At 55.9% G+C, this 26,323-nt stretch carries 26 protein-coding genes and 1 tRNA gene; 9 read left to right on the top strand and 18 right to left on the bottom strand.

Annotated elements, in window-relative coordinates:
* Positions 1–29: 29 nt before the first annotated feature.
* Genes galU through QQL78_RS15215 form a run of 6 tightly spaced genes read left to right on the top strand, consistent with a single transcriptional unit; the run spans position 30 to position 7,295 of the window.
* Positions 30–917: a UTP--glucose-1-phosphate uridylyltransferase GalU gene (gene galU, locus QQL78_RS15240; RefSeq protein WP_284374666.1), complete on the top strand. Its 888-nt coding sequence runs from the start codon at positions 30–32 to the stop codon at positions 915–917.
* A 17-nt stretch (positions 918–934) separates the two neighbouring features.
* The gene (gene galE / locus QQL78_RS15235; protein WP_284374665.1) at positions 935–1,918 is read left to right on the top strand and encodes a UDP-glucose 4-epimerase GalE; all 984 of its coding nucleotides are present in this window, start codon (positions 935–937) and stop codon (positions 1,916–1,918) included.
* Entirely contained in the window at positions 1,878–3,116 is a 1,239-nt protein-coding gene (locus QQL78_RS15230) for a glycosyltransferase (protein WP_284374664.1), read from the top strand. The genes galE and QQL78_RS15230 overlap by 41 nt, the downstream gene beginning before the upstream one ends.
* Before the next feature lie 45 nt (positions 3,117–3,161).
* The gene (locus QQL78_RS15225) at positions 3,162–4,172 is read left to right on the top strand and encodes a glycosyltransferase family 2 protein (protein WP_284374663.1); all 1,011 of its coding nucleotides are present in this window, start codon (positions 3,162–3,164) and stop codon (positions 4,170–4,172) included.
* Complete coding sequence (locus tag QQL78_RS15220) at positions 4,169–5,866, top strand: DUF5927 domain-containing protein (RefSeq protein ID WP_284374662.1); 1,698 nt, start codon at positions 4,169–4,171, stop codon at positions 5,864–5,866. Before QQL78_RS15225 ends, QQL78_RS15220 begins: the two co-directional genes overlap by 4 nt.
* Position 5,867: 1 nt before the next feature.
* Positions 5,868–7,295, top strand: a complete 1,428-nt coding sequence (locus QQL78_RS15215; RefSeq protein ID WP_284374661.1) for a nodulation protein NodH — start codon at positions 5,868–5,870, stop codon at positions 7,293–7,295.
* Between the two features lie 3 nt (positions 7,296–7,298).
* Here the strand turns inward: QQL78_RS15215 and QQL78_RS15210 are convergent, their stop codons facing one another.
* The 17 genes from QQL78_RS15210 to QQL78_RS15130 form a co-directional block, all read right to left on the bottom strand.
* Positions 7,299–7,763, bottom strand: a complete 465-nt coding sequence (locus QQL78_RS15210; protein WP_284374660.1) for a PTS sugar transporter subunit IIA — start codon at positions 7,761–7,763, stop codon at positions 7,299–7,301.
* A 45-nt stretch (positions 7,764–7,808) separates the two neighbouring features.
* Positions 7,809–8,372: a ribosome hibernation-promoting factor, HPF/YfiA family gene (gene hpf, locus QQL78_RS15205; protein WP_284374659.1), complete on the bottom strand. Its 564-nt coding sequence runs from the start codon at positions 8,370–8,372 to the stop codon at positions 7,809–7,811.
* A gap of 249 nt (positions 8,373–8,621) precedes the next feature.
* Complete coding sequence (lptB, locus tag QQL78_RS15200) at positions 8,622–9,380, bottom strand: LPS export ABC transporter ATP-binding protein (protein WP_284374658.1); 759 nt, start codon at positions 9,378–9,380, stop codon at positions 8,622–8,624.
* Positions 9,380–9,874: a lipopolysaccharide transport periplasmic protein LptA gene (gene lptA / locus QQL78_RS15195; RefSeq protein WP_284374657.1), complete on the bottom strand. Its 495-nt coding sequence runs from the start codon at positions 9,872–9,874 to the stop codon at positions 9,380–9,382. Before lptA ends, lptB begins: the two co-directional genes overlap by 1 nt.
* 4 nt (positions 9,875–9,878) lie before the next feature.
* Positions 9,879–10,478, bottom strand: coding sequence for an LPS export ABC transporter periplasmic protein LptC (gene lptC / locus QQL78_RS15190; RefSeq protein WP_284374656.1), 600 nt, complete (start codon positions 10,476–10,478; stop codon positions 9,879–9,881).
* A gap of 5 nt (positions 10,479–10,483) precedes the next feature.
* The gene (locus tag QQL78_RS15185) at positions 10,484–11,446 is read right to left on the bottom strand and encodes a KpsF/GutQ family sugar-phosphate isomerase (protein WP_284374655.1); all 963 of its coding nucleotides are present in this window, start codon (positions 11,444–11,446) and stop codon (positions 10,484–10,486) included.
* Positions 11,443–12,057, bottom strand: coding sequence for a ribonuclease D (locus tag QQL78_RS15180; RefSeq protein WP_284374654.1), 615 nt, complete (start codon positions 12,055–12,057; stop codon positions 11,443–11,445). Before QQL78_RS15180 ends, QQL78_RS15185 begins: the two co-directional genes overlap by 4 nt.
* A gap of 43 nt (positions 12,058–12,100) precedes the next feature.
* Positions 12,101–12,892 carry a PaaX family transcriptional regulator C-terminal domain-containing protein gene (locus QQL78_RS15175; protein WP_284374653.1) on the bottom strand — a complete coding sequence of 264 codons (792 nt, stop codon included), beginning with the start codon at positions 12,890–12,892 and terminating at the stop codon, positions 12,101–12,103.
* On the bottom strand, positions 12,882–14,906 hold the full coding sequence (gene paaZ / locus QQL78_RS15170; protein WP_284374652.1) for a phenylacetic acid degradation bifunctional protein PaaZ: 2,025 nt from the start codon (positions 14,904–14,906) through the stop codon (positions 12,882–12,884). The genes QQL78_RS15175 and paaZ overlap by 11 nt, the downstream gene beginning before the upstream one ends.
* A 9-nt stretch (positions 14,907–14,915) precedes the next feature.
* The gene (locus tag QQL78_RS15165; RefSeq protein ID WP_284374651.1) at positions 14,916–15,980 is read right to left on the bottom strand and encodes a 2Fe-2S iron-sulfur cluster-binding protein; all 1,065 of its coding nucleotides are present in this window, start codon (positions 15,978–15,980) and stop codon (positions 14,916–14,918) included.
* A 9-nt stretch (positions 15,981–15,989) separates the two neighbouring features.
* Positions 15,990–16,457, bottom strand: a complete 468-nt coding sequence (gene paaD / locus QQL78_RS15160) for a 1,2-phenylacetyl-CoA epoxidase subunit PaaD (RefSeq protein WP_284374650.1) — start codon at positions 16,455–16,457, stop codon at positions 15,990–15,992.
* Positions 16,451–17,173, bottom strand: coding sequence for a 1,2-phenylacetyl-CoA epoxidase subunit PaaC (gene paaC, locus QQL78_RS15155; protein ID WP_284375610.1), 723 nt, complete (start codon positions 17,171–17,173; stop codon positions 16,451–16,453). The genes paaD and paaC overlap by 7 nt, the downstream gene beginning before the upstream one ends.
* 29 nt (positions 17,174–17,202) lie before the next feature.
* Positions 17,203–17,547, bottom strand: a complete 345-nt coding sequence (paaB, locus tag QQL78_RS15150; RefSeq protein ID WP_276151313.1) for a 1,2-phenylacetyl-CoA epoxidase subunit PaaB — start codon at positions 17,545–17,547, stop codon at positions 17,203–17,205.
* Between the two features lie 4 nt (positions 17,548–17,551).
* Complete coding sequence (paaA, locus tag QQL78_RS15145) at positions 17,552–18,544, bottom strand: 1,2-phenylacetyl-CoA epoxidase subunit PaaA (RefSeq protein WP_284374649.1); 993 nt, start codon at positions 18,542–18,544, stop codon at positions 17,552–17,554.
* Positions 18,545–18,574: 30 nt separating this feature from the next.
* The gene (pcaF, locus tag QQL78_RS15140; protein WP_284374648.1) at positions 18,575–19,777 is read right to left on the bottom strand and encodes a 3-oxoadipyl-CoA thiolase; all 1,203 of its coding nucleotides are present in this window, start codon (positions 19,775–19,777) and stop codon (positions 18,575–18,577) included.
* Between the two features lie 103 nt (positions 19,778–19,880).
* On the bottom strand, positions 19,881–20,615 hold the full coding sequence (locus tag QQL78_RS15135) for a PAS domain-containing protein (RefSeq protein WP_284374647.1): 735 nt from the start codon (positions 20,613–20,615) through the stop codon (positions 19,881–19,883).
* A 261-nt stretch (positions 20,616–20,876) separates the two neighbouring features.
* The gene (locus QQL78_RS15130; protein WP_284374646.1) at positions 20,877–21,488 is read right to left on the bottom strand and encodes a nucleoside/nucleotide kinase family protein; all 612 of its coding nucleotides are present in this window, start codon (positions 21,486–21,488) and stop codon (positions 20,877–20,879) included.
* A gap of 443 nt (positions 21,489–21,931) precedes the next feature.
* On the opposite strand from QQL78_RS15130, the gene QQL78_RS15125 reads away from it, so the two are divergent.
* On the top strand, positions 21,932–24,067 hold the full coding sequence (locus QQL78_RS15125) for a sensor histidine kinase (protein WP_284374645.1): 2,136 nt from the start codon (positions 21,932–21,934) through the stop codon (positions 24,065–24,067).
* 109 nt (positions 24,068–24,176) lie between these two features.
* Here QQL78_RS15125 and QQL78_RS15120 read toward each other — a convergent pair.
* Positions 24,177–24,262, bottom strand: a tRNA-Leu gene (locus QQL78_RS15120).
* A 170-nt stretch (positions 24,263–24,432) separates the two neighbouring features.
* Between QQL78_RS15120 and QQL78_RS15115 the strand changes: the two genes are divergently transcribed.
* Complete coding sequence (locus QQL78_RS15115) at positions 24,433–25,419, top strand: complex I NDUFA9 subunit family protein (protein ID WP_284374644.1); 987 nt, start codon at positions 24,433–24,435, stop codon at positions 25,417–25,419.
* Complete coding sequence (locus QQL78_RS15110) at positions 25,419–26,225, top strand: undecaprenyl-diphosphate phosphatase (RefSeq protein WP_284374643.1); 807 nt, start codon at positions 25,419–25,421, stop codon at positions 26,223–26,225. The genes QQL78_RS15115 and QQL78_RS15110 overlap by 1 nt, the downstream gene beginning before the upstream one ends.
* The last annotated feature ends 98 nt before the right edge of the window (positions 26,226–26,323 follow it).

Raw genomic sequence — 26,323 nt, 5'->3', positions numbered from 1 at the left:
AAGCCACATTGAAATGTATTGAGGACGAGATGCGTAAAAAGGTTACAAAAGCGATATTTCCGGTGGCCGGGATGGGCACGCGGTTTTTGCCCGCGACCAAATCGGTGCCCAAGGAAATCATGACCCTCGTTGACCGACCATTGGTCCAATACGCGATTGATGAGGCCCGTGCCGCAGGGATCAAGGAATTCATCTTTGTCACCTCGCGTGGCAAGGGCGCGTTGGAAGACTACTTTGATCTGGCCCCGCAACTGGAACAGGAACTGCGCAAGAAGGGCAAGACAGAGCTGTTGGATATTCTGAAGTCCACCAATATGGACAGCGGCGCGATTGCCTATGTGCGTCAGCATAAGGCGCTGGGCCTTGGACATGCGGTCTGGTGTGCGCGGAGGTTGATCGGCAATGAACCCTTTGCGGTGATGTTGCCTGACGATGTGATCGCGGCGGAAAAACCCTGCTTGCAGCAGATGGTCGAAGCCTATGCCGAGACTGGCGGCAATATGGTTGCGGCGATGGAAGTGGCCCCGGAACGTGCCTCTTCCTACGGGGTTCTGGATATTTCGGATGATGATGGCGAACTGGTCAAGGTCAAAGGCATGGTGGAAAAGCCGCCAGTGGGCGAAGCGCCGTCAAACCTTGCGGTGATCGGGCGCTATATTCTGTCGCCCAGCGTTCTGCAAAACCTCAACAAAATGAAATCGGGCTCCGGTGGTGAAATCCAGCTGACCGACGCAATTGCGCAGGACATCGAAAAAGAGAACAATGTGCATGGTTATCGTTTTCGCGGTCAGCGCTTTGATTGTGGCTCTAAATCAGGGTTTTTGCAGGCAACCGTATCCTTTGGGCTGGCACGTGAAGAACTGCGGGATGATCTGCGGACCTATCTGAAAAGTATTATGTTAGACGGCGACACCTAAAGCGAGGAGCCGACGCTATGGCCTATGTATTGGTGACCGGTGGTGCAGGCTATATCGGTTCGCATGCCTGCAAGGCATTGAAGGCCGCAGGGTATACGCCTGTCACCTTCGATAACCTTGTAACAGGCTGGCGGGATGCGGTGAAATTCGGCCCCTTTGAACAGGGTGATTTACTGGATCGGGTCAGGTTAGACTCTGTTTTTGCGCAATATGAACCCATCGCTGTAATGCACTTCGCGGCGCTTAGTCTGGTTGGCGAATGCATGCTGGATCCCGGTCTCTACTGGCGTAACAACGTTGCCGGATCGCTGAACCTAATCGAAGCGGCTGTGGCAGCAGGATGCCTGAATTTTGTCTTTTCATCGACTTGTGCCACCTACGGGGATCAGGACAATGTTGTGTTGGACGAAGACAGCGCCCAGATGCCAATCAACGCCTATGGTGCCTCCAAACGTGCGATTGAGGACATGTTGCACAATTTTGAAACCGCCCACGGATTGCGCCATGTGATTTTTCGCTATTTCAATGTGGCCGGTGCGGACCCGGATGGTGAGGTGGGCGAGTTTCACCGGCCAGAGACACATCTGGTCCCGCTGATGTTGGATGCGATTGATGGCAAACGCGATGCCTTGACAATTTTCGGCACTGATTACGATACGCCCGATGGCACCTGTATCCGGGACTATGTGCATGTCTGTGACTTGGTGGAAGCCCATGTTTTGGGGCTGAAATGGCTGTCTGATGAAAGGGGCAGTCGGGTGTTCAATCTTGGCACTGGCACCGGTTTTTCAGTGCGGGAAGTTGTGGATCAAAGCCATGCGGTGACCAACAGGCCGGTGCCTTGTCATGAAGGGCCGCGTCGTCCGGGGGATTGTACGAAACTGGTTTCAGGGTCCACGCGGGCGATGGCGGAACTGGGCTGGAACCCTCACAGATCAACGATGAAACAGATGATCACAGATGCATGGAGATGGCACCAATCCGGCCATTACGAGGCCTGATATGCCTGCTGCGCGGCTGCTTGATCTGACAAGGAGCCTGCGCCGCGCAGGTCGTATGGCGACAGGTGTGGACCGCGTCGAACGCGCCTATCTGGATCACTTCGTCAGCGATGAATTGCCAGCGTTTGGATTGATACGAACGGTGTTTGGCTATGTCCTGTTGGATCGTGCTGGGATGATCGCTTTTCGCGAGCGCCTGAGTGGGACGGTCAACTGGGGACACGCCAGCGTTTTGTCAAGATTGCCAAAAGGGCGAGATCAGGCTCTGATACGGGCAGAATCCGACATACGTCGCCTTGCAGTGGCGCGGTGCCTGCCCCTGCGGTTGGACCGGATGTTGCAAACTCACCTGCCGTCTGACTTTGCCTATTTCAACATCGGGCACAGCAACCTCACAGAGCGGGTCCTTCAGAGTGTCAAATCGGCGTCTGGGTCTATTGATGTGATGATCCATGACGTTATCCCGCTGGAGCACCCTGAGTATCAGCGGCCCGGCACAACCATGCCCTTTCGGGACAAGCTGCAGCGGGTGCGCAGTCATGCCGACAGGATCATCTACAATTCGCTAGACACCTGCCAGCGTGCCGAGGCGATGATGCAGGCGTGGGGGCCGTTGCCAAGGGGCGTTGTGGCACATCTGGGCGCAAGTGCGGCTGTACCCATGCGGGCTGAGCTACCGGATGGCCTGACCCCTGCGCGACCCTATTTTGTTGTGGTTGGCACGATCGAGCCCCGTAAGAACCACCAGTTTCTGCTGGATATCTGGCAGGAGCTTGGCCGTGATGCGCCGCCGTTGTTAATCTGTGGCAGTCGTGGCTGGAACAATGAGGCGGTATTTGCGCGACTGGATGCACTACCGCCTGACAGTCCGGTGAAAGAGCTACCAAACCTCAGTGACGGTGCCCTTGCCACCCTTGTCGCAGGCAGTGCCGGGCTGCTTTTTCCAAGCCATGCAGAGGGGTTTGGCCTGCCGCCTATTGAGGCATTGCAGCTGCGAACGCGTGTTTTATGCAACGATTTGGCGGTATTGCGGGAAATTATTGGCGATCACGCATCATTTGCCCCTGTTTTTGACCAAGAATTATGGGTAAAAACAATCGAATGTTGGAAAAACACACCGCCAAATGCAACCAAAGAATCCGTCTTTGTAGGTCCAAATTGGGCTGATCATTTCAAGACCGTGTTAAGGTTAAGATGATATCGCACAAACGAGCGGTGTATTTCCGAAGGCAAAAGGTGGTGTTTGGGCATTTTTCGGTCATACGGGCTGAGGCTTCAACGTAAGCGTTGGCGCATCCGGGCGATTAGAAAACGCCGGGAACTCAAGCGGGTTGCAATCCGTACGGGACAGATCCGTTCGGATGACCTTTTGCTGTTCTGTACCCAGCGCAACGAAGGCATCCGGCTGCCCTATTTCCTTGAATACTATCGCAAGATGGGCGTGGGCCATTTCTTTTTCGTGGACAATGACAGTGATGATGGTTCGCTGGATTACCTCGCGGACCAACCCGACGTGTCTGTCTGGAGCACCAAGGCCAGCTATAAGCGGGCCCGTTTTGGCGTTGACTGGCTGAACTGGCTGCAGATGAAATTCGCCCATGGCCATTGGGTGCTGACCGTTGATCCCGACGAATTTTTGGTATTCCCGTTCTGTGATACACGACCATTGCGGGCGTTGACGGATTGGCTGGATGCCTCGTCGATTAAATCGTTTTCGGCAATGTTGCTGGATATGTACCCAAAGGGGCGGCTGGATGAACAGCCTTACCAGTCCGGCCAGAATCCGATTGATATTGCCTGCTGGTTTGACAGCGGCAACTACACCATTTCGCGCAACCACAGCTTTGGCAATCTGTGGATTCAGGGCGGCCCGCGCAGCCGCGTCTTTTTTCCTGATGATCCGGCCAAGGCACCCGCGCTGAACAAGGTGCCGCTGGTCAAATGGGACAAGCGGTATGCCTATGTCAGTTCGACGCATATGCTGCTGCCGCGCGGTCTTAATCAGGTTTACGATGAATGGGGCGGTGAAAAAGCCTCGGGTGTTTTGCTGCATGCCAAGTTTCTGGATACCTTTGGCGAAAAAGCCAGAGAGGAGCTGGAGCGCAGCCAGCATTATGCCGGATCTGTTGAATACAAAGCCTATGCCGAGCGGATCAAAGAAGATCCGCAGCTGTGGTGCAAATGGTCGGAACGCTACATCAACTGGCGTCAGCTTGAAATTCTGGGGCTCATGTCCAAAGGAAACTGGGCATGAACGTCGGGATTGTCATGCTGGTGCATACAGCACTTGGCCGGGCAGAGCAGGTGGCGCGGCATTGGTCCGCTGCGGGGTGTCCGGTTGTGATCCATGTGGACAAAGTGGTGGATCGAAAGACCTATGAGAGTTTTGTTACCGCCCTGTCCGATCTGGAACATGTGACATTCAGCAAGAGATACCGCTGTGAATGGGGAACATGGGGCATTGTGCAAGCGACGCAGGCCGCGTCGGAACAGATGTTGGCACAATACGCGCAGGTGCGGCACGTCTATCTGGCGTCCGGTTCCTGTCTGCCGCTGCGTCCGGTGCAAGAGCTTCTGGACTACCTTGGCGAGCGCCCGCATACGGATTTCATCGAAAGCGCAACCACTTCCGAGGTGCCTTGGACCGTTGGCGGGTTGGATGAAGAACGTTTTACTCTGCGGTTCCCTGTCTCCTGGAAACGCAATCGATATCTTTTTGATCTTCTGGTGAACACCCAGCGGTCGCTGGGTCTGCAGCGCAAGATGCCCAATGGTATTGTGGCACATATGGGGTCGCAGTGGTGGTGTCTGTCGCGGCGTACCTTATCAGCGATCCTGCAAGATCCAGAGCGCCCGACCTATGACCGGTTTTTCAAACATGTCTGGATCCCTGACGAGAGTTATTTTCAGACCCTCGCGCGGCATTATTCCAGCAATATCGAAAGCCGCTCGCTGACCCTGTCCAAGTTCGATTTTCAGGGCAAGCCGCATATTTTCTATGATGACCACCTGCAATTGCTGCGCCGCTCTGATTGTTTTGTCGCGCGCAAAATCTGGCCCTATGCGGATCGGCTCTATGCGGCCTTTCTGACGGATGCTGCCGGCGCGATGAAAAAGACCGAACCGAATCCGGGCAAAATTGACCGCATCTTTTCCAAAGCGGTGGAACGCCGGACTCGAGGGCGATCGGGGCTTTATATGCAAAGCCGTTTCCCGAATGAAGACTGGGAAAACGGCGTGACGGCTGCGCCCTATTCGATGTTTCAGGGCTTTGCCGAGTTGTTTGAGAACTTTGAACCCTGGCTGGCTGCGGCCACCGGTGCCCGGGTGCATGGGCATCTGTTTGCCAAGGACAAAGTGTATTATGCGGACGGGCAAAATGCGATCAACGGGGCGCTTTCTGACAGTGCGGTGCTGCGCGACTATAATGGCCGGGGGTTCTTGACCAATCTGATCTGGAACACCCGTGGTGAACGCCAGTGTTTCCAATTTGGGCCTGCGGATAATCAGGACATCTGCTGGCGGGTGGCGAAAGATCCAAATGCGCAGATTTCGGTGATCACCGGTGCCTGGGCTGTCCCGCTGTTTCGATCTAACCGCGATTTTGCTGATATTCGGGCGATTGCTGCGAACCTGCAAAAGCTGGAAAGCGAACATATGGATATCCTGCGTTCGCCCTATACCAAGGCGCGGGTGCGCATCTGGACGATGGCCGAATTTATCGAGGCCCCGATGGAACCCTTGCAAGGGATTCTGGATGAGATCGGCCGTACCAAGCTAAGCCGGCTTTCCGAAGCGCCCAAGATGGTGGATCTGGCCGGTTTTGGTCAATTCCTGCAAAATCTTAAGAATCAGGGCATGCACCCCTATCTGATGGGTGATTTCCCTGTGGAGCGCGGTGTCGCGGCCACGCCCAAGGCGCAACGCAAACCCTATCTGGTGCAATAGCATGTCCCCCAAGTTCCAAAGCTTTGTTGTCTTTGCAGAGATGCGGACCGGATCGAATTTCCTTGAGGCAAACCTGAATGCCTTTGATGGCATCATTTGCCACGGGGAGGCGTTTAACCCCCATTTCATCGGCTACCCCAACAATGCACCAATCCTTGGTGTTGACCTGGAGGCGCGTGATGCGGACCCGACGCTGTTGCTCTCGGCGATCCGGGGCGATACCGCGCGGCTAAACGGATTTCGGTACTTTCATGACCACGACCCGCGCGTGTTCGATGCCATCATCGATGATGATACATGTGCCAAGATCATTCTGACCCGCAATCCGGTGGAAAGTTATGTCAGCTGGAAGATCGCGCAGGAAACCGGACAGTGGAAACTGACCGATATGAAAGCGCATAAGGCGGCGCAGGCGCAGTTTGATGCAAAAGAGTTTTCTACCCACCTTGAGGCGCTTCAGGCCTTTCAGCTTACCCTGTTGAACCGTTTGCAAACCACTGGGCAGACGGCGTTCTATGTGGCCTATGAAGACCTGCAAAATGTCGATGTGATGAACGGGCTGGCAAGGTTTCTGGGCGTGGACGCAAGGCTGGATGCCCTGGATCAAAGCCTGAAGAAACAGAACCCAAGCCCGATTTCTGCCAAGGTCCGCAACTATGATGAGATGAGCACGGCACTGGCGCAGCTGGATCGGTTTGATCTGACCAGAACCCCCAACTTTGAGCCGCGCCGCGGGCCGGTTGTGCCGTCCTACGTTGCCGCTGCGGATAGTGGGTTATTGTATTTGCCGCTGCGGTCAGGCCCACATGAGTCTGTTATGAAATGGCTGGCTGAACTGGATGGGGTGGCAAGGTCCGATTTGCAGACCAAAATGACCCAAAAAGACCTGCGTCAGTGGAAACGCAAACACCCCGGTCACCGCAGTTTTACCGTTCTGCGCCATCCGGTGCAGCGCGCGCATGATGCGTTTTGCCGACACATCCTGCCGGTTGACAAGGGCAGCTATGTCCAACTGCGCAAGACCATGATGCGGCGATATAAAATGCCTCTGCCAGAGAACGGCCCGGATGGGGGTTACGATCTGACGGCGCATCGCAGTGCATTCATCGCCTTTCTCAAGTTCCTGAAGGGTAACCTGACCGGGCAGACCGCCATCCGTGTCGATGCGGCATGGTGTACCCAGGCACAGGCCATTGCAGGTTTTGCAGGTTTTTGCCTGCCCGACCGCCTTGTCAGAGAGGCGGACCTAAGCGCCGAGTTGGCTGATCTGGCGGCAGCAGTAGGGCGGGCGGATGCCCCTGACGTATCTCAGCCCGTGCCGGATCAACCTTTTGCGTTGGATCAGGTCTATTACGGCGAGATAGAGGCGCTGGCGGCTGATGCCTATCAGCGGGATTATATGATGTTTGGGTTTTCCGCCTGGAAGTAAAGCCTAAGCCGCTTGTGCGGATTTTTCTTCGGACAGAATTGTATAAAGCGTTCCGGCATCCGGGTTCGCCCGCAACTTGTTGCAGATCGACACATCGCGCAATGTCCGAGAGACCAAGGCAAGCGCCTTGAGATGTTCAACACCGGCATCTTCCGGCGCGAAGAGGGCAAAGGCCAGATCAACCGGCTGGCGGTCTACGGATGAGAAATCAATGGGTGTGTCGAGCAGGACAAAAGCGCCGACAACCTCGGTTAGCCCAGTAAGGCGGGCATGGGGCAGGGCCACACCATGGCCCACACCCGTTGGTCCCAATGCCTCGCGCGCATTCAGCGCCTCGACAACACGATCAGCCTCAAGCCCGTGTGCAACAAACATCAGATCACCGAGTTCCTGCATCAACCGCTTTTTGCTGGAGGCGGAGGTCAGAACCTTGACCGCCTCCGGCTTCAGAAGTTTTGAAAAATTCATTCAATCCACTCTGCTATCGACGTGAGGCTGCGCTCACTTGGTTCCCTATGGGTCAATCCAGCCAATGTTACCATCCTCGCGGCGGTACACGACGTTCACCCCGTCTTTACCTTCGTTGCGAAACACCAGCACCGGGGCCCCCGAGATCTCCATCTGCATAACCGCTTCGCCGACAGACAAGGTTGCAATCTTGGTCTGCATTTCGGCGATGATCATGGGTTGAAGGGTTTCAGGTTCCTGTACGTCTGAATCGCTATCTGAGGCGAGGATATACGAGGATGCGCCCAGAAACTCAACAGGCTCCGCACGCTCCTTGTGATGATCTTTCAACCGGCGCTTGTAGCGGCGCAGCTGCTTTTCCATCTTTTCATTACACGAATCAAACGCACCGTAAATCTCTGTGCTATGCGCCTTGGCGGACGCGGTCAGACCGGTGGAAAGATGAACAGTCGCCTCGCAGACAAACTCATGTCCTGACTTTGAAAAAATCACGACGGCATCGGTGGGGCGTTCGGCGTATTTCTTAACGCTTTCTCCCAGTTCCGCTTTCACATGAGTCTGAAGCGCATCGCCGATGTCGATTTGTTTGCCGCTGATTTGGTATCGCATAAGTTCTCCTTGTTCGTGTCATCTGGCATGCATCAAAGACCCTATTTGCATGGGGTCTGGATGAAGCGAGATGCGGGAAAATGGCGTTGCGTTCAGGTTGACGTCAGCCAAGCCTTGGCAGGAAGGCCGACGCAGGAATAGACAGGAACGCAGTGTTGCCATAGCTCTATCAGGCGCGGAAATGCGGTCAAAGTCAATGGTTCGGAAATCACGCTATAGCAAAAAAAGGCCGAGTATTTTCGCGAGATATTAAGAAATTCGAAAGTTGTCGCCAAGGTAGACGCGGCGCACATTTTCGTTTTGCACAACCTCATCCGGCGTGCCCGACATCAGTACCTTGCCCTCGTGAAGAATATAGGCGCGGTCGACAATTTCCAATGTTTCCCGCACGTTGTGATCGGTGATCAGCACCCCGATGCCACGGTTCTTCAGATCCGCAACCAGATGTCTGATGTCCCCGACTGAAATCGGATCGACACCAGCAAAGGGTTCATCCAGCAACAGGTAATTCGGGTTGGCCGCCAGACAGCGGGCAATCTCGACGCGGCGGCGTTCCCCACCTGACAGGGCCAGTGCAGGGGCGCGGCGCAGATGTTCAATGGAAAATTCTGACAGCAGCTCTTCCAGCCGTTCACGCCGCTGATGGCGAATGGGCACGGAGATGTCGAGGATTGCCGAAATATTGTCCTGCACCGACAGCCCGCGAAAGATGCTCATTTCCTGTGGCAGATACCCGATGCCAAGCTGCGCGCGACGGTACATCGGCAGGGTGGTGACATCCTTGCCGTCCACCAGAACGGTGCCTCCCTCGGGGGTGACAAGGCCGGCAACTGCATAAAAGGTCGTGGTTTTCCCGGACCCGTTCGGGCCCAGCAGCGCAACAACCTCGCCCCGGTTCAGATGCATTGAGAAATCGCGAATGACGACTTTTTTGCGGTAGGATTTGCGCAAGTGATCGATGCGCAAACCGGCGCTGCCTGTCGCAACCTTCAAGTCGGGGGGCGTCATCAGTTATCGCCACCCGGTTGGATGATGGTTTTCACACGGCCTGACATCTGCGCCGTGCCATCAGATAACTGTACCGTCATCTTGTCCGCGCTCAGGGCATTTGGCCCTTGATCCAGCAGGACATTGCCGGTCATCACAATCGTACCCTCGGAAATGCTGTAATCTGCCCGCTCTGATTCGGCGGCATCGGGGCCGGAGACCAGTGTGACACCACCTGTCGCCTCCATCCGTTCGATCCCTTTCTGCTCAGCCAGATAGACCACCAGAACGCGCGGCGCAGAGAGGCGCATTTCACCCTGACCAATCAGCACATTTCCAGTGAAAATCGCCTCACCGGTTTCCTGATCAACGGATAGATTGTCGGCTGTCACTTCGACCGGCAGCTTGGTATCCTGCGCCAGCGTGCCAAAGGCCACATTGGTACCCTGTGCCAAAACCGGGGCCACGCAAAGGCCAAACAGCAGGGGCAGTGCCAAAATTCGCAGGTATTTCACGGTGTCACTCTTTGTCTTGTTCAGGGCTGTATATCAGCTTCACACCGTTTGTGAAAACCAAATGGGAGGGCTTGCCCGCCTTCAGGGTCATTGCACCGGCGTCAACTGTGCCAACCGGCCCCGTCGCGGCCACCGGACCGGGGGATTCCACATCAAGAACCGACATTTGCGTGACCAGTAAATCACTTTCAATGCGGTATCCGGTTGAGGTGTTTATCACCACCTCCCCTTGCAAGCTGGTGCTGTCTGCCGCGATGTTGAAATGCCCGCGCTTTGCGTTCAGCACGATGTCGCTACCTGAGCCGAGCTTCATGGTAACCTTGACGTCTTCCGCTTCGTTGCCGCCGGTTTCGCCATCTGGTGTGGTGACTTTCTCCGCAGCAAATGAAATCTCATCCCCATCGGCTGTGACCGCGTAATAGATCGGGCCGGTGACCTGCTGATCCCGCAGACGGTCCTGAATTTCCTTGTCAGCAAAGGGAATAACCGTATGCGGGTCGATCACACGTGATAACAGAAACAGCGTCGACAACAGGGCCAATGCCATCAGTGGCAAGAGCACCTTCAGCAAGCCAACAACTTTGGAATATCTGTCCGCCTTCATGGCGCTTACCCCAGACCGACGCGCAGGCAATCATGAATATGCAAAAGGCCCGCAGGCATGTCAGGGGCGGCAGGATCAACCACGATAAGGCAGGTAATCTTGCGCGTATTCATCAGGCCAACCGCCTTTTCAGCCAGCGCTTCGGGGGTGATGGTCACGGGATTGCGGGTCATCACATCGTGGGCTTTCAGATCAAACAGCCCTTTCATATGGCGGCCGAGATCGCCGGTGGTGATGATACCGATCAGCTTGCCGCTTGTATCTGTCACTCCGGTCACGCCAAAACCCTTGTTGCCAATTTCGGCCATAACCGTCGACATTTCCGCATCTTCCGTCACCAGCGGAATCGCGTCATCCCTATGCATCAGATCGCGCACGAGGCTCAGCTGTGCACCCAGTTTGCCACCGGGGTGGAAGGCACGGAAATGCTCTGCCGTGAAATCGCGGTGTTCCATCAGTGCCACGGCCAAAGCATCACCCATGGCAAGCGTCATGGTTGTTGAAGTGGTCGGCACAACGCCGGTGTTACAGGCTTCGGTAACTTTAGGCAGCAGCAGGATAACGTCTGATTGGCGCGCCAATGTGCTGTCTTCGCGGCTGGTCAACCCGATCAGGGGAATTTCATAGCGGCGTGAATAGGCGATCAGATTGCCCAGTTCCGGTGCCTCGCCTGAATTGGAAATCGCCAGTACCACATCATCGCGGGTGATCATGCCCAGATCACCGTGGCTGGCCTCGGCGGGATGTACGAATTGCGCAGGCGTGCCGGTGCTGGCCAGGGTGGCCGCGATCTTGTTGGCGATATGGCCGGATTTGCCAATGCCGGTGATGATCACACGGCCCTTGGTTTCGCGCATCAAGTCGATCGCGGCGCGGAAACGATCATCCAGTGCATCTGCCAACTGGTTCAGCGCGGCGGCTTCGGCGCGAATGACGCGGGCGGCGGTATCTATAAACGGCGTCTTCATGCGTGGGCAAAGATGTCAGTGTCGGGCCAGCCGAGCAGATCAAGTTTGGCCCGCATCGGCAGGAAATCATAACAGGCCTGCGCCACCTCCATCCGGCCTTCGCGGATCAGCATCTCGTTCAACTTGTCGCGCAGTTTGTGCAGGTGCAGAACATCTGACGCGGCATAGTCAATCTGCGCTTTGCTCAGCTTCTCCGCGCCCCAGTCGCTGGATTGCTGCTGTTTCGAAATGTCCACGCTCAGCAACTCCTGCAACAGTTTGGCCAACCCGTGCCGGTCCGTATAGGTGCGCACCAGACGGCTGGCGATCTTTGTGCAATAGACCGGTGCAGTGGTGGCACCAAAGGCGTTCAGCATCGCGGCAATATCAAACCGACCGAAGTGAAACAGCTTGAGTACCCGTGCGTCTTCCAGCAACCGGCAAAGGTTCGGGGCCGCTGTCTGATCCTTGGCAACCTGTACCAGATGGGCGTTCCCGTCCCCACTGGACAGTTGCACAACACACAGCCGGTCGCGGTGCGGGTGCAGCCCCATGGTTTCGCAATCAATGGCAACCGTGTCGCCCAGATCAAGGTCATCGGGCAGATCGCCCTGATACAAATAGTTTGTCATGGGATATGCTATAGCCTGACTGTTGCGGTTGGGAAAGCGGCTGTTAAGCGGCGCTGCGACAGCGTTTGATCGCTGAAAGCTCAGGTCGGGGGTAGCGTGCCAGCAGGTCGGCAACCAGCAGGTGACATTGGTGGGCTGGCCCATCGGTATCGATCAAAGAGGCGGGCAGTTCGGGGTGTTTCAAAATCAAACGCCGCCAGTTGTGAACAACCAGACATCGCAGTACGGCGATGTCGATTGCGCTCATCTCCTCGGGCGCTGGTAAATCTGGTTGCAGGCCGCGTAAGGCGGTGAGCAGGTTTTCATAACCGGTTTGCTGCATCTGAGGGGCCACTTGTTTGCGCAGCCAGCCGGGCGCGTGATCCGCGGGTATCGTCAGCACGTCCTGCGGGGCCGCAGCATCAAGGGAACCAACAAACACACGGGGGGTCAGTTGGGTGAACCCACGTTGTTCCATTTCTGCAGCCTGTTCGGCTGCGGTGTCTTCTGTCAGCGCCAGCGTCCAGCGCGTGGATGTCACCCGTGGATCGGCATAGATACGCGGGTTGGCCGCCGCAGATTCGGCGCGCCCCCGCTTGGTCAAGGAATGCTGGCTGATTCGCCCTGATTTTTGCGATGTGATCCAGTCGTCATTGCGCAACCGGTGCAGCGCCACCCGTGCAGCCTCGGGCTTTACCCGCAGGCCATGCATGATCGCAGAAAGAACCGGGCCGTCGATTTGTTGATTTGGGGCCTGGGCCAAATCGCCAAACAGGCTGATCATCAGGGACCAGACCCGTTGCCCGCCAAGCCCGTGTAGCCCGGCAATCAGGGTATCAAACCCTTTAGTAGGCATTCATCGTCAGCAGCTCATATTCCGCCGCCACTTCATCATTCTGGTTGTACAGGGTCACATGCCAGCGCACTTCGCCGTATTCTTCGTTGCGTGGTGTCTTGTGTTTGACGCTCAGTCTTACGCGAATGCTGTCGCCGGCGGCAACAGGGGCCATAAACCGCAGATTGTCCAACCCGGTATTGGCCAGCACCGGCCCCGGATCAGGCTGCACAAACAACCCTGCTGCAAAACTGAGCAACAGATAGCCATGCGCCACGCGACCGGGGAAGAACGGATTCGCCTTAGCCGCGTCTTCATCCATATGGGCATAGAAGGTATCGCCGGTGAAATGGGCAAAGGTCTCGATGTCCTCCAGCGTGATCTCGCGGGAGGGGGAGTTAAAGGTTTCGCCCAGCTTGATCTGGTTAAAGGTGCGCGTGAAAGGATGTGCCTGATCGGTGATTTCGGTCCCGCCGGGCACCCATTGTTTGCCAATCGACGTTAGGATGTCGGGGCTGCCCTGAATCGCAGTGCGTTGCATATAGTGCATGACGCCGCGAATGCCGCCCAATTCCTCGCCACCACCCGCACGGCCCGGCCCACCATGCACCATATGGGGCAGGGGGGCACCATGGCCCGTGGCCTCTGACATGGAGGTGCGGTTGTTGAAATATAGGCGCCCATGAAATGCGGCGGAGCCCATGGTAACTTCGCGTGCCACATCACCGTCATTGGTGATGATCGAGGCAACCAGCGATCCTTTACCCTTGTTCAACAGGTCAATCGCATGCGGCAAGTCGCGGTATGGCATGATGGTGGACACCGGCCCAAAGGCTTCGGTGTCATGCACGCGTTGCGCCGCGTCGGGATCGGCGCAGTGAAACAACATTGGCGGTACAAACGCGCCTTTGTCCTTATCGGCACCCGCCACGGTGAAATCATCAGGGTTGCCAAACACACGTTCCGCCTCTGCCCCGATCAGGGCCGCTTTCTCCAGAACATCGCGTTTTTGCCCGGCAGAGACCAAAGCCCCCATGCGGGTTGCCTCGGCGCGTGGATCGCCGATGGTTGTCTTGGCCAGACGTTCACCAAGGGCGGCAATCACTGCATCAACTTGGGCTTCGGGCACCATGATCCGGCGGATCGCGGTACATTTCTGGCCCGCTTTCGCAGTCATCTCGCGCTGGACCTCCTTGACGAACAGATCGAATTCCGGCGTACCGGCCACCGCATCCGGTCCCAACACAGAGGCGTTCAAACTGTCCTGTTCAGAGGCAAAGCGCACCGAATGTTGCATCAGTTTGGGATTGCTGCGCAGCATCAATGCGGTGTCTGCGGAACCGGTAAAGGCCACGGCGTCCTGACATTCCAGATGATCCAGCATGTCGCCCAATCCGCCGCTGACCAGTTGCAGCGCGCCTTTTGGCAACAGCCCGCTTTCCAGCATCATGCGCACGCAGGCCTCTGTCACATAGGAGGTCGCGGTGGCGGGTTTCACGATGGCGGGCACACCGGCCAAGAGGGTCGGGGCCAGCTTTTCCAGCATCCCCCAGACGGGAAAGTTGAAGGCGTTGATGTGAACCGCGACGCCCTGCAACGGGGTGCAGATGTGACGCCCCATGAAGTCACCCGCGCGGCCCAGCTGTTCGGGCGGGCCGTCCAAATAGACATGTGCGTCCGGCATTTCGCGCCGTCCCTTGGAGGCGAAAACCATCATCGTGCCGATGCCGCCATCGATGTCGATTTTATGATCGCTCAGCGTCGCGCCGGTGTCATAGCTCAACTCGTACAGCGCCTGTTTGCGTTCCATCAGGTAAAGCGCCACAGCCTTGAGCATCTTGGCGCGGTCATGAAAGGTCAGCTTGCGCAGCGCGGGACCGCCGACCTCACGCGCATGGCCCAGCATCGCCTGCACATCCAAGGCGTCGTTGCCCGCCTGCGCAATAACGTCACCTGTGATCGCGCTGGCGATATTGCGGGCACCCGCGCCGGAAGGGAGCCATTGACCGGCAGCGAAACTTTGGACATCCAGCATGTTGGCTCCTTAATGTGTGTCGTAATCGATGATCAGCTTATCCGTTAACGGATAGGACTGGCAGGACAGCACATAGCCGCGTTCCACCTCGTAATCCTCAAGCGCGTGGTTGCTGATCATTTCAACCTCGCCTTCGACCACCTTGCACATACAGGTTGAACAAACGCCCGCCTTACAGGCGAACGGTGCATCCTGTCCGTTGGCAAGGGCGGCATCCAGAACCGATTGCCCTTTCGGCATTTCAAAGGTGCGCTGCGCCCCTTCGATGATCACGGTCAGTTCGGTGCCTTTTTGCCCCTCACTGCGCTTGGCCATTTCCTGTTTGGCAAGCTGGCCTTGTTGGCTTTCGCTGAACAGCTCGAACTTGATCTGATCAGCCTCTAACCCGTGGGTTTTCAGGCTTTCGGCGATCGCCAGCATCATCGGCTCCGGCCCGCAAATGAAAGCGGTGTCGATTGATTTCACATCGATCCACTGTTTGAACAACGCCTTGCATTTGTCCTGATCCACGCGACCGGTGAACAGGTCGATGTCCTGTCCCGATTCCAGCATGTGGATGATTGTCAGGCGGCCCATGTATTGGTTCTTGAGGTCTTCCAGCTCTTCGCGAAACATAATCGTGTTCACGGCGCGGTTGGCATAGACCAGCGTAAAGGTGCTAAGCGGTTCGCGTTTCAACACTGTTTTCAGGATCGACAAGACTGGCGTCACGCCAGAGCCGCCGGCAAAGCCAAGGTAGTTTTTGGCGCGATCAGGCTCTAATGCGGTGAAAAAATTGCCCTGTGGCGGCATCACATGCAGGGTGTCACCAACTTTCAATTCGGTATTGGCGAAAGTCGAAAACGCCCCGCCGTCCACACGTTTGATGCCAACTTGCAGTTTGCCATCATCCAGACCGGCGCAGATCGAGTAGTTCCGCCGCAGTTCGGTGCCGTCGAAATCCTGTTTGAAGGTCAGGTACTGGCCTTGGGTAAACGCGAAGGCTTCTGCGTTTTCGGGCTCAAGCGTCAGGACAACCGCATCGCGGATGGTGTGATGGATATCAGTCACTGTTACATGGTGAAACTGGCTCATGTCAGGGCCTCAAATACATTTGAAATAGTCGAAGGGTTCAAGGCAGTCTTGGCACCGCCATTGCGCTTTGCAGGGGGTCGAGCCGAACTGGCTGATCCGCTCTACTGCGGTGGATTTGCAGCGCGGGCAATGTTTTGGCCCGCCAGCCGGTTGCGGCGGAGCGATGCCGTATTCTTCCAGCTTGGCCTTACCGCTTTCGGTCAGCCAGTCGGTGGTCCATGCTGGCGATAACTGCCGTTTCAGGGTCAGGTTTTCGATGCCATGGCCGCGCAAGGCGGTTTCGATGTCCAGATTGATGATGCTGGTCGCCGGACAGCCGGAATAGGTTGGCGTTACGGTCACTTCCAAAGTGTCGCCCTGCCAACTTACATCCCGAATGATCCCCAGATCCGTCAGGGAGATCACCGGAATTTCCGGGTCTGGCACAGCGGAAAGCCATTGCCAGACAGTCTCTAAGCCGGGCTTTTCGACTACCATGACGCATCCGGATAGGCGCGTTGCAACCATTGCATTTGCGTCAACATATGACCCAAATGTTCGGTATGACGCGCGCCTGTCTTGCCACCCTTATGGGCGAAATCATCGGCAGGCTTGGTTAGGGTCGCCTCTGCCAGAACCGCATCCAGCTGACTGTCAAAAGTGGCGCGAAGCGAGGCGGGATCAGGCGCGATGCCCTGTTCAACCATTGCGGCATCCACTTCATCCCCGATGAACAGCTCGCCGACATACGGCCACAACTTATCAAGCGCTTTCTGCATGCGCATGTGGCTTTCTTCGGTGCCGTCACCCAGGCCGATCACCGTATCGGCAGAGCGTTCCTGATGATAGGTCACCTCTTTCACCGACTTTTCCGCGATGGCGGCGATCTGTTCATTTGACGAACCGGCCAACGCCTTGAGCATGATCAGATGCCATGTGTCGAACAGGAACTGGCGCATCATCGTCTGGCCGAAATCGCCGTTGGGCTGTTCACACAGCAGGGCATTGCGGAAATCCCAGACATCGCGGTGAAAGGCCAGCTTGTCCGCGTCGCGGTCCTTGCCCTCAACTTCGCCGGCCATGCCCAGCCACAGCTGGGTTTGTCCGATCAGATCAAGCGCGGTATTGGCCAGCGCGATGTCTTCTTCCAGCACCGGGGCCACGCCGCACCATTCGGACACACGGTGCCCCAGCACCAGCGTGTTATCACCCATGCGGCAGAGAAATTCGAACAATGGCGTATTCACATCGCCCCCACTTCGTCAGGGATGTCGAAGAATGTCGGGTGGCGGTACACCTTGTCGTTCGCAGGCTCATAAAGCGCGCCTTTTTCCTCGGGCGAGGAGGCGGCAATGTCAGAGGCTTCAACAGCCCAGATGCTGACACCCTCGTTGCGGCGGGTGTAGACATCACGCGCATTTTTGATCGCCATCTCAGCATCTGGCGCATGGAGGCTGCCCACGTGGCGGTGGCTTAACCCGTGTTGCCCGCGAATGAAAATCTCCCATAGGGGCCATTCGGTTGCGCGGGTTTCGCCATGCGGGCTGGCTTCGCTGTCTTTATAGGGGCTGGTTTCAGGGCTGCTCATGTTTTTACTCCGCTGCCATTTTCGCGCTGCGCTTTTTCGCAGCATGGGCTAAAAGGCCTTCACGCACCCAACGCCCGTCGTCCCAGGCTTTGTTACGCGCCTCAAGCCGTTCGGTGTTGCAGGGCCCGTTGCCGCGCAGCACGTCGAAAAATTCGTCCCAATCCGGTTGGGCGAAGTCGTAATGGCCGGTTTCCTCGTTAAACTTGCAGGTCTCGTCGGGGATCGTCAGGCCAAGGTATTCCGCTTGCGGTGCGGTCTGGTCCACGAACTTCTGACGCAGCTCGTCGTTGGAGTTCATCTTGATCTTCCATGCCATGCTTTGCGCCGAGTGCACTGATTCAGCGTCCGAAGGACCGAACATCATCAGGGATGGGCCCCAGAACCGGTTCAACGCATCCTGTGCCATTTTGCGCTGTGCCTCGGTGCCATTCGCCATCTTCATCATGATGTCGAAACCCTGACGCTGGTGGAACGATTCCTCTTTGCAGATACGCACCATGGCGCGGGCATATGGACCGTAAGAAGTGCGTTGCAGGGGCACCTGGTTCATGATCGCCGCGCCATCGACCAGCCAGCCGACCGCGCCCATATCGGCCCATGTCAACGTCGGGTAATTGAAGATCGACGAATACTTCATCTTGCCCGAGAGCAGGTCGCGGGTGAGGTCATCGCGGGTCACACCCAGCGTTTCAGCGGCGCAATAAAGGTAAAGACCATGACCTGCCTCATCCTGCACCTTGGCCAGCAGGATTGCCTTGCGTTCCAATGTTGGCGCGCGGGTGATCCAGTTGCCTTCGGGCAGTTGGCCAACAATTTCGCTATGCGCGTGTTGGCCAATCTGGCGGATCAGGTTCTTGCGATAGCCCTCGGGCATCCAATCCTTCGGCTCGATCTTGCCGCCTGCATTGATCCGCTCCTGAAAGGCGCGTTCATCCGGTTCCATCTCGTCAAGGGATTTGACGCCCTCACCGGTAGACTTGATCATCTGTGCATACATCGTTCAGGTCCTTTCAAGAAAAACGTTGGTTTAAGCGCGTTCCAGAATCAGCGCGACACCCTGACCCACGCCGACACACATGGTGCAAAGCGCATAGCGGCCGCCAGTCCGTTTCAGTTGTAACGCGGCTGTCATCACCAGCCGCGCACCGGACATGCCAAGCGGGTGACCGATGGCGATGGCCCCGCCGTTTGCGTTGACGTGTGGCGCATCGTCGGCGACGCCCAGCGCCCGCAGGGTTGCGATACCTTGCGAGGCAAAGGCTTCGTTCAATTCGATCACATCCATTTGCTCGATGCTCAGGCCAGCGCGGGCAAGTACCTTTTGACAGGCAGGGATCGGGCCAATGCCCATCACGCGCGGTTCCACACCAGCGGCGGACATGGCAACCACACGTGCAATTGGTGTCAGTTTGTGGTCTTTCACACCCTGTTCGGAGGCAAGCAGCATCGCAGCAGCCCCATCATTCACACCAGAGGCGTTGCCGGCTGTAACTGTCAACTCCGGCCCATTGATGCCGCGCAGCTTGCCCAGCTTTTCCAGTGCCGTATCAGGGCGTGGATGTTCATCGCGGTCGACGACGACAGGATCACCCTTGCGCTGTGGAATTGTGACCGGTGTGATTTCATCAGCAAACACGCCAGCGGCATCCGCGGCGGCCCAGCGTTGTTGGCTGCGCAGGGCAAAAGCATCCTGATCAGCGCGGTTAACGCTGTGGTCCTCTGCGACATTATCCGCCGTCTGCGGCATGGAATCGACGCCATATTGCGCCTTCATTTTCGGGTTCACGAAACGCCAGCCGATGGTGGTGTCATAAACGGCGTTGTTGCGGGAAAAGGCGGTTTCGGCCTTGGGCATCACAAAAGGCGCGCGGGTCATGCTTTCGACGCCACCGGCAATGGCCAGATCGATGTCACCGGCACGGATTGCACGGGCCGCAGCGCCAACCGCATCCATACCAGAGGCACAAAGCCGGTTGATCGTCGCACCGGGAACATCCACCGGAAGCCCCGCCAAAAGGGAGGCCATACGGGCCACATTCCGGTTGTCTTCACCGGCCTGATTTGCGCAGCCATAGATAACGTCGTCCACGCGCGACCAATCCACATCAGGGTTGCGGGCCATCAGCGCAGCGATTGGAATCGCAGCAAGGTCATCTGCCCTTACCGACGCAAGTGCCCCGCCAAACCGACCAATTGGTGTGCGCTGGGCATCGCAGATGAATGCTGACATCGTTCGTTCTCTCCCCTTTAATAGAGTGAGCCTAGGGGATGGCACGACTTCTGGCAAGAAAAATGTTACTAAAATATATCTGCTGTCAAGATTTGGTAACGCTTTAGGGGCTTGCTTCGCCCTGTCTGGTTTCCCACGTGGTATCGAATGCACGAACCGTATCCATTCCGTCAGTTCGTTCCAGGGGCGGATGTTTCGGGGGTGGTTTCTGAAGCGGTTGAAGTTGCAGCGCCGCATGCCTTGTCTGGGCGCGTCTGACGATATCCTGAATGTCGGTGATACTGCGTTGAACAGTTCGGCAGACCGCATGCAGTCGCATAATGCGTTCTTCATCTATTGGGGATACCCGCGCCTCGGTGGTGGCCGAACTGAATGCCCTGCTTAGGTTCTCAAGTTGCAGATCGGCGATAGATGAGAAGTAGCGCACATCCTCAAAGGCCAGTTTGTCTTGCAAGAGCGGGCGCTCTTGCGGGACCCTTATGGTGGTTGCGATGATACGATCAAACTGATCAGGGCAGCAGGAGTATTGAAGGGTCGTATCCCACCGCACCTCACGTTCATCCTGAATGAACAGATATGTGAAATGCACAACTTCCTTTTTCGTAACACATCTATGAAAGTTCTCTTGTGCACTGTCTGGCATGCCAATCAGGTCAATTTCAGAGATGGATCGGCCATGGATTGCAGATCGGGGTTGGCCCACAAGCTTTTCAAGTGCCGCATTCATCCCGACCAATCGAAAATCACTTGTCGGGCTCTCTCTTGCAATCACAAACATCGGAACACTGAACAGATCAAGCACGTGCTCAATCTGTGAAAGAGAAAAGGTGTTAAACATCGGGTATCCTTCGCTAGTGGCAAAAATCTAGGAATGAAAAGTAAACAAAGGTTTGCCAAGTTCGATAAATTATGGGGCGACTTGAAGGTTGTTTGTAAAATTTTGAAATCAAACGAAAATTTAGAAAACACTTCTCTTTTGTCACTGGAAGGCGCCCGAATTTTTCCCATTTTTATCCGCAGAAACGGCGTTTTCTGAACGAATGGGGCATTGGGTATTGTTGGAAGAGTGAGCTGGACAAGTTGGGCCGGTGTCCTGACCTCAGATATTGACGTCCGCTGGCAGTGCAGCGGCGAGGACAAGCCGCGCGTTTGGCAGGTCGTTGCTTTCCGCGCGGTTGATTGCCTGTTCTTGCGTCAGCCCATGCGCACGCCAGCGGTCAACCAGCCTTGTCTTCAGCGTTGCGATGGGTGTCTCCAGCCGGATCGACAAATCCCAAAAGTTCGCAAGATCCCGCCACACCGGAGCATCGTAAAGCAGGTAATTGCCTTCGATGATAACTGTGTCACAAGATCCGTTGACCACACCCCCAGCGGCGATGGCGATATCACGCGCGCGGTCGAAGGTGGGGTAAAACACTTCATCCTCACTTCGCAGCCGCGCAATCAGATGGCGAAAACCGATTGCGTCAAAGGTCTCGGGCGCACCTTTGCGCGGTAACAGATTCCGTGCAGTCAATATCGGATTGTGCAGGTGAAACCCATCCATTGGGACAACCTGGCTGGTGCATCCCGCGTCTGAAATGGCTTTCGCCAATTGGTCGGCCAAGGTGGATTTGCCGCTTGCCGGGGCTCCGGCCAAGGCAATCAGGCGTCTTTGCCCCTGGCGGGGAGTATCCAGAATGCGTGTGGTAAGTGAAATCAATTGTGTCATGGAGCCCTGATTGCTGAATTGCGCCAGATGACCAGCGTCTCGTCTTAATATTGTATTGTCTTAACGTGGATCGCCAATGAACATTTCCTTTTGCTCGCAGTCATCAGCGCAAAAGAACAGCGGATCTTTTGGAAGACCGCAGCAAGGCGCGGTTTGCGCAACAGAGATGTCTAATCTGCAAGGGAGTCCTGAATCGTCAGCTGCAACAGAAAAACCCGCAATCAGAGGTGATTTTATGGGCTTAACTTCGGGGTTTTGGTGGCGGGATTTGCGATTCCTGGCTCCGGTTTCTGATCACAGGGGTCCCATTTCAGCGCTAAAAATAAGGGAATATGTCCAGTATTCCCTCTATGCGAGAACTATTTTAACCTTTTGCCTCAATATGTCCACAATGAGCGTTCATATCTGTGATTGTTCAGTAGTTGCAGTGCGAGATGTTTGTGATGGATATAAAAAAGAGAGACGCCGCCACGCGATTGAAACTCTATGCGCGGCTTTTGAAGCGCAAACGCAACATTTTGACACGTGCTCTTGCGCTTATGGCGATGGCGGGTCTGCTTTCGGCCCTGGCCTATCGCAATGAGACCCTGACCTATGAAAGCCATGTTCAAGATCTTAAGCTGAACACCACAATCGAAATGGTTGAAGTACGTGAGCGGATCAAGAACAACCTGATTTCCCGGGTGTTTGCATTGAATGAACTGGCAACCATTATTGGCCAGAATCCCACCCTGAACGCGACGGAATTCAACATAAAGGCTCTGGATTTCGTTCTGGGGAATCCTGATGTCAAATTCATCGAAGCAGCGCCCGATATGGTTGCATCGATGGTGTTTCCCAAGAGCGGTAACGAAGATGTCTTGGGAACGAGTTATCGTGACAGGCCGGAACACCTGCCCAAGGTTCTGGCGGCGCTGCGTACCGGTGAAACCGTAATGAGCGGCCCAATTGAGCTTAGCTCAGAGGATCGAACGCTGATCCTTAGAACGCCGGTCTTCACCCCTGCTCCTGCGGGTAAACGTAACCCCTGGGGAGTCTTGTCGGTGGTTCTGGACTACGACAAATTCTTTAACAAGCTGGGAATCGCCGAATATGAACAGGGTTTTGATATCCTGATTCACGAGGATTACGCGGGTCACGGTCAAGATGGTGATGTTCTGCTTGGCGATGGCGCGGTTCTCGAGGCGGACCCGATCTTTCTGGATTTAAACCTGCCCTTCGGGACATGGGAGCTTGCCGCGACAACGGATGGCGGCTGGCCGCCTCACCTCCCAAATTACATCATTCGCACGATCAGCTATAGCTTGGTCATTTTGGCATGTGTCATCGCCTTTGGCCTTGTGCTGCGCCTGTATGACAAGCGCCGCGAATCCGACCGTTTGCTGTCTGTCGGGATTGAAGCGCTGGAGCACGGATTTGTCATGTTTGACGCCGACCGCCGCCTTGTTGCGTTTAACAAACGCTACAAAGAGATTGCAGGCGGTTCAGGCATGGTGCGCATCGGTGCCCGATATGAGGATATCGTCAAGGCGAACCTGCGTCTTGGACTGATTCCTGACGCCGTTGGGCGGGAAGAGGAATGGTATGAGAAGTGGTCCCAAAGGCTGGAAATCGAGGTGACGGACAATGAACAGATTCTGGCAGATGGTACATTCATCCGCGCCTATGACCGCGCGATGGACTGTGGTGCGGTTGTCGGTCTGCGGATTGACGTATCGGATCTGAAAATCGCCCAACGCGAAGCAGAGGCAGCCAACCGTGCCAAAACCGAGTTCATGGGCGTGTTGAGCCATGAATTGCGTACGCCATTGACGATCATTCTGGGGCATGCGCGCCTTGCACAGAACATCGTCAAGATGCCGGTCTACAGCAAGCTGATCGCCGAGATTGAAAAGCACCCTGAAATCAGTGCCGAAATCATGCCGATTCTGGATGAGGTCGTGACGAAGTTTGCAACGATGACGCGTTCGATCGAAAATTCAGGAAACCAACTGTACACGCTGATCTCAGAAATTCTTGATTTTGCTAAGATTGAATCCGGGACGTTGGCGATGGAGTTTGATCAGACCACTGTGCCCAGTCTCGTTGAGACCGTCGTCGAACAGATGCGCCCGATGGTGGAGCACAAGGGCCTGAAGCTGGAAGTGAGCGCGGTGAATTGTGATATCAACGTGGATGCGAAGCGAATCCAGCAGGTGCTGATCAATCTCATTGGCAATGCGACCAAGTTCACTGAACAAGGTACGATTTCCGTTATCGCCAAGTCTTCGCCCGGCGGTGTGACGTTCGAAGTCAAAGACAGTGGGATCGGCATTCCCGAAGATCAACTTGAGAGCGTTTTTGAGGCCTTTCATCAGGTTGATTCGACCTCAAGCCGCAAACACAATGGCACCGGCCTGGGTCTCGCGATTTCGCGCGATATCGCGATTGCGCATAATGGCGAATTGACTGCGCAAAGCGTGTTGGGGCAGGGCAGTACCTTTACCATGACCCTTCCCAGAAATGCCGCGCCGCAGCTGGAAGACAATTCAGATGAGACTTGGAAAGACAAAGAGGAACACCAGACTTTGGCGGCCTGAGGGGCAGAGAATTGAAGACTGCCAAGTCCGGTAAAGCTGACGGTGCTGTGAAACGCGTGATCAAATTTTGCGGGGAAGGCGTCAGTTCCTCTTTACCGAAGAGGAACTGTGGTGCCCAGGAGAGGACTCGAACCTCCACACCGTTGCCAGTACTAGCACCTGAAGCTAGCGCGTCTACCATTCCGCCACCTGGGCAGGTCACGTGAGGGCTGACTAAGGCCAGCCAAGACAGGTGTCAATCGCAATTTAATCAAAAAACCGAGGTTCTTGAACCGCATTGCCTGTCAGCGATCCAATTGTCGCTTGTCGCAAGCGGAGCGGGGCGGTACATCACCTTTAGTCAATGCGCAGGCAGGAGCATCACCATGTCCAAGCTGGTTACAATTTACGGCGGGTCCGGTTTCGTCGGACGTTATATTACACAGCGTATGGCGCGCGCCGGATGGCGTGTTCGGGTCGCTGTGCGCAACCCGAACGAAGCGCTGTTTGTCAAACCCTACGGTGTGGTCGGGCAGGTTGAGCCGATCCTGTGCAATATCCGCGATGACGCCTCTGTGCAGGCGGCGCTGACGGGTGCGGATGCTGTTGTGAACTGCGTTGGCATCTTGGTCGAAAATGGCAAAAACAAATTTGACGCGGTGCAGGCCGAAGGTGCAGCGCGTGTGGCGCGGTTGGCTGCGCAGCAGGGCGTGGGCCGTATGGTTCATATCTCTGCCATTGGGGCCGATGCCGAGTCGGAAAGCGAATATGCGGCCAGCAAGGGCACGGGTGAGGCGGCTGTGCTGGAGCATATGCCTGATGCCGTTATCCTGCGGCCCTCGATTGTGTTTGGTCCCGAGGATGAGTTTTTCAACCGCTTTGCCGGGATGACCCGCTTCAGCCCTGTCTTGCCGATTGCAGGCGGAAACGTGGAGTTCCAGCCAGTATATGTTGGTGATGTCGCCGAGGCGGCAGAGATGGGCGTGACCGGCAAAGCCGCTGGCGGTATCTACGAACTGGGTGGGCCACAGAAGGAAAGTCTGCGTGCGTTGATGCAGCGGATGTTGGATGTGATCCACCGCCGCCGTCTGGTGTTGAACCTGCCAACATGGATCGCGGGCATTATGGCCTGGGGCTTTGATATGGTGCAGGCCGTCACCTTTGGGTTGGTGTCAAACGGGGTTTTGACCCGCGATCAGTTGAAGAACCTGACCAAAGACAATGTCGTTGCGGAAGACGCCAAAGGGCTGGATGATCTTGGCATCACGCCGGTCGCGATGGAAGCAGTATTGCCCGATTATCTGTGGCGGTTTCGCCCGTCGGGTCAGTATGACGCGATCAAGGATTCGGCGCAGAACCTGCGCAACAGCTGATGGATGGTTCGACCACGCTGGTTGCCGCCTTTCTGGGGTTGCTGGAAGGGCTGACCGAATTTATTCCGGTGTCTTCGACCGGGCATTTGTTGCTCGCCGGTCATTTTCTGGGCTTTGAAAGTGCGGGCCGCACCTTTGAGGTGGTGATCCAGCTTGGTGCGGTGCTGGCGATTCTCACCATATATGCAACGCGGCTGTGGGCGGTGTTTTCAAGCGCTCCACATGATCCGGCGTCGCGGCGGTTTATCCTGTCGGTGCTGGTGGCGTTTTTGCCCGCAGTGGTGATCGGGGTGCTGGCACATGATTTCATCAAGACGGTGCTGTTCGAAACGCCGGTTCTGATTGCGGTCATGTTGATTGTCGGTGGGGTGATCCTGCTGCTGGTTGAACGGGTTGCGCCGGAAGCGAAACATGATGATGCGATGGATTTCCCATTGTCGATGGCGCTTAAAATCGGCTTTATTCAATGCCTTGCGATGATCCCCGGCACGTCAAGATCCGGTTCGACCATTGTGGGTGCCTTGATGTTGGGTGCAAGCAAAAGGGCGGCGGCGGAGTTTTCGTTTTTCCTATCGATGCCGACGATGGCCGGTGCCTTTGCCTATGATCTGTATAAGAATCGCGATGTGCTGGACGCCAATGCGTTGAGCGAGATTGCGGTGGGTTTTGTGTTTGCTTTTTTCGCGGCGGTCCTCGTTGTGAAATGGCTTTTGGGCTATGTCAGCAAGCATGGTTATGCCCTGTTTGGGTGGTGGCGGATCATCGTGGGTGGTGTGGCGCTGGCTGCTTTGATGGCCGGGTATTGATTAAAGGTCCGGTTCGGACTTAATATTCACGCCAATCAGATGGATTTACCCATCGCAGATGAAAAATATGATATATAGGTCAGTATTGCTGACTTTTA

The organism is Sulfitobacter pacificus, assembly GCF_030159975.1.
GTDB lineage: Bacteria > Pseudomonadota > Alphaproteobacteria > Rhodobacterales > Rhodobacteraceae > Sulfitobacter > Sulfitobacter pacificus.
This window is presented reverse-complemented; position numbering and strand designations above follow the sequence as displayed.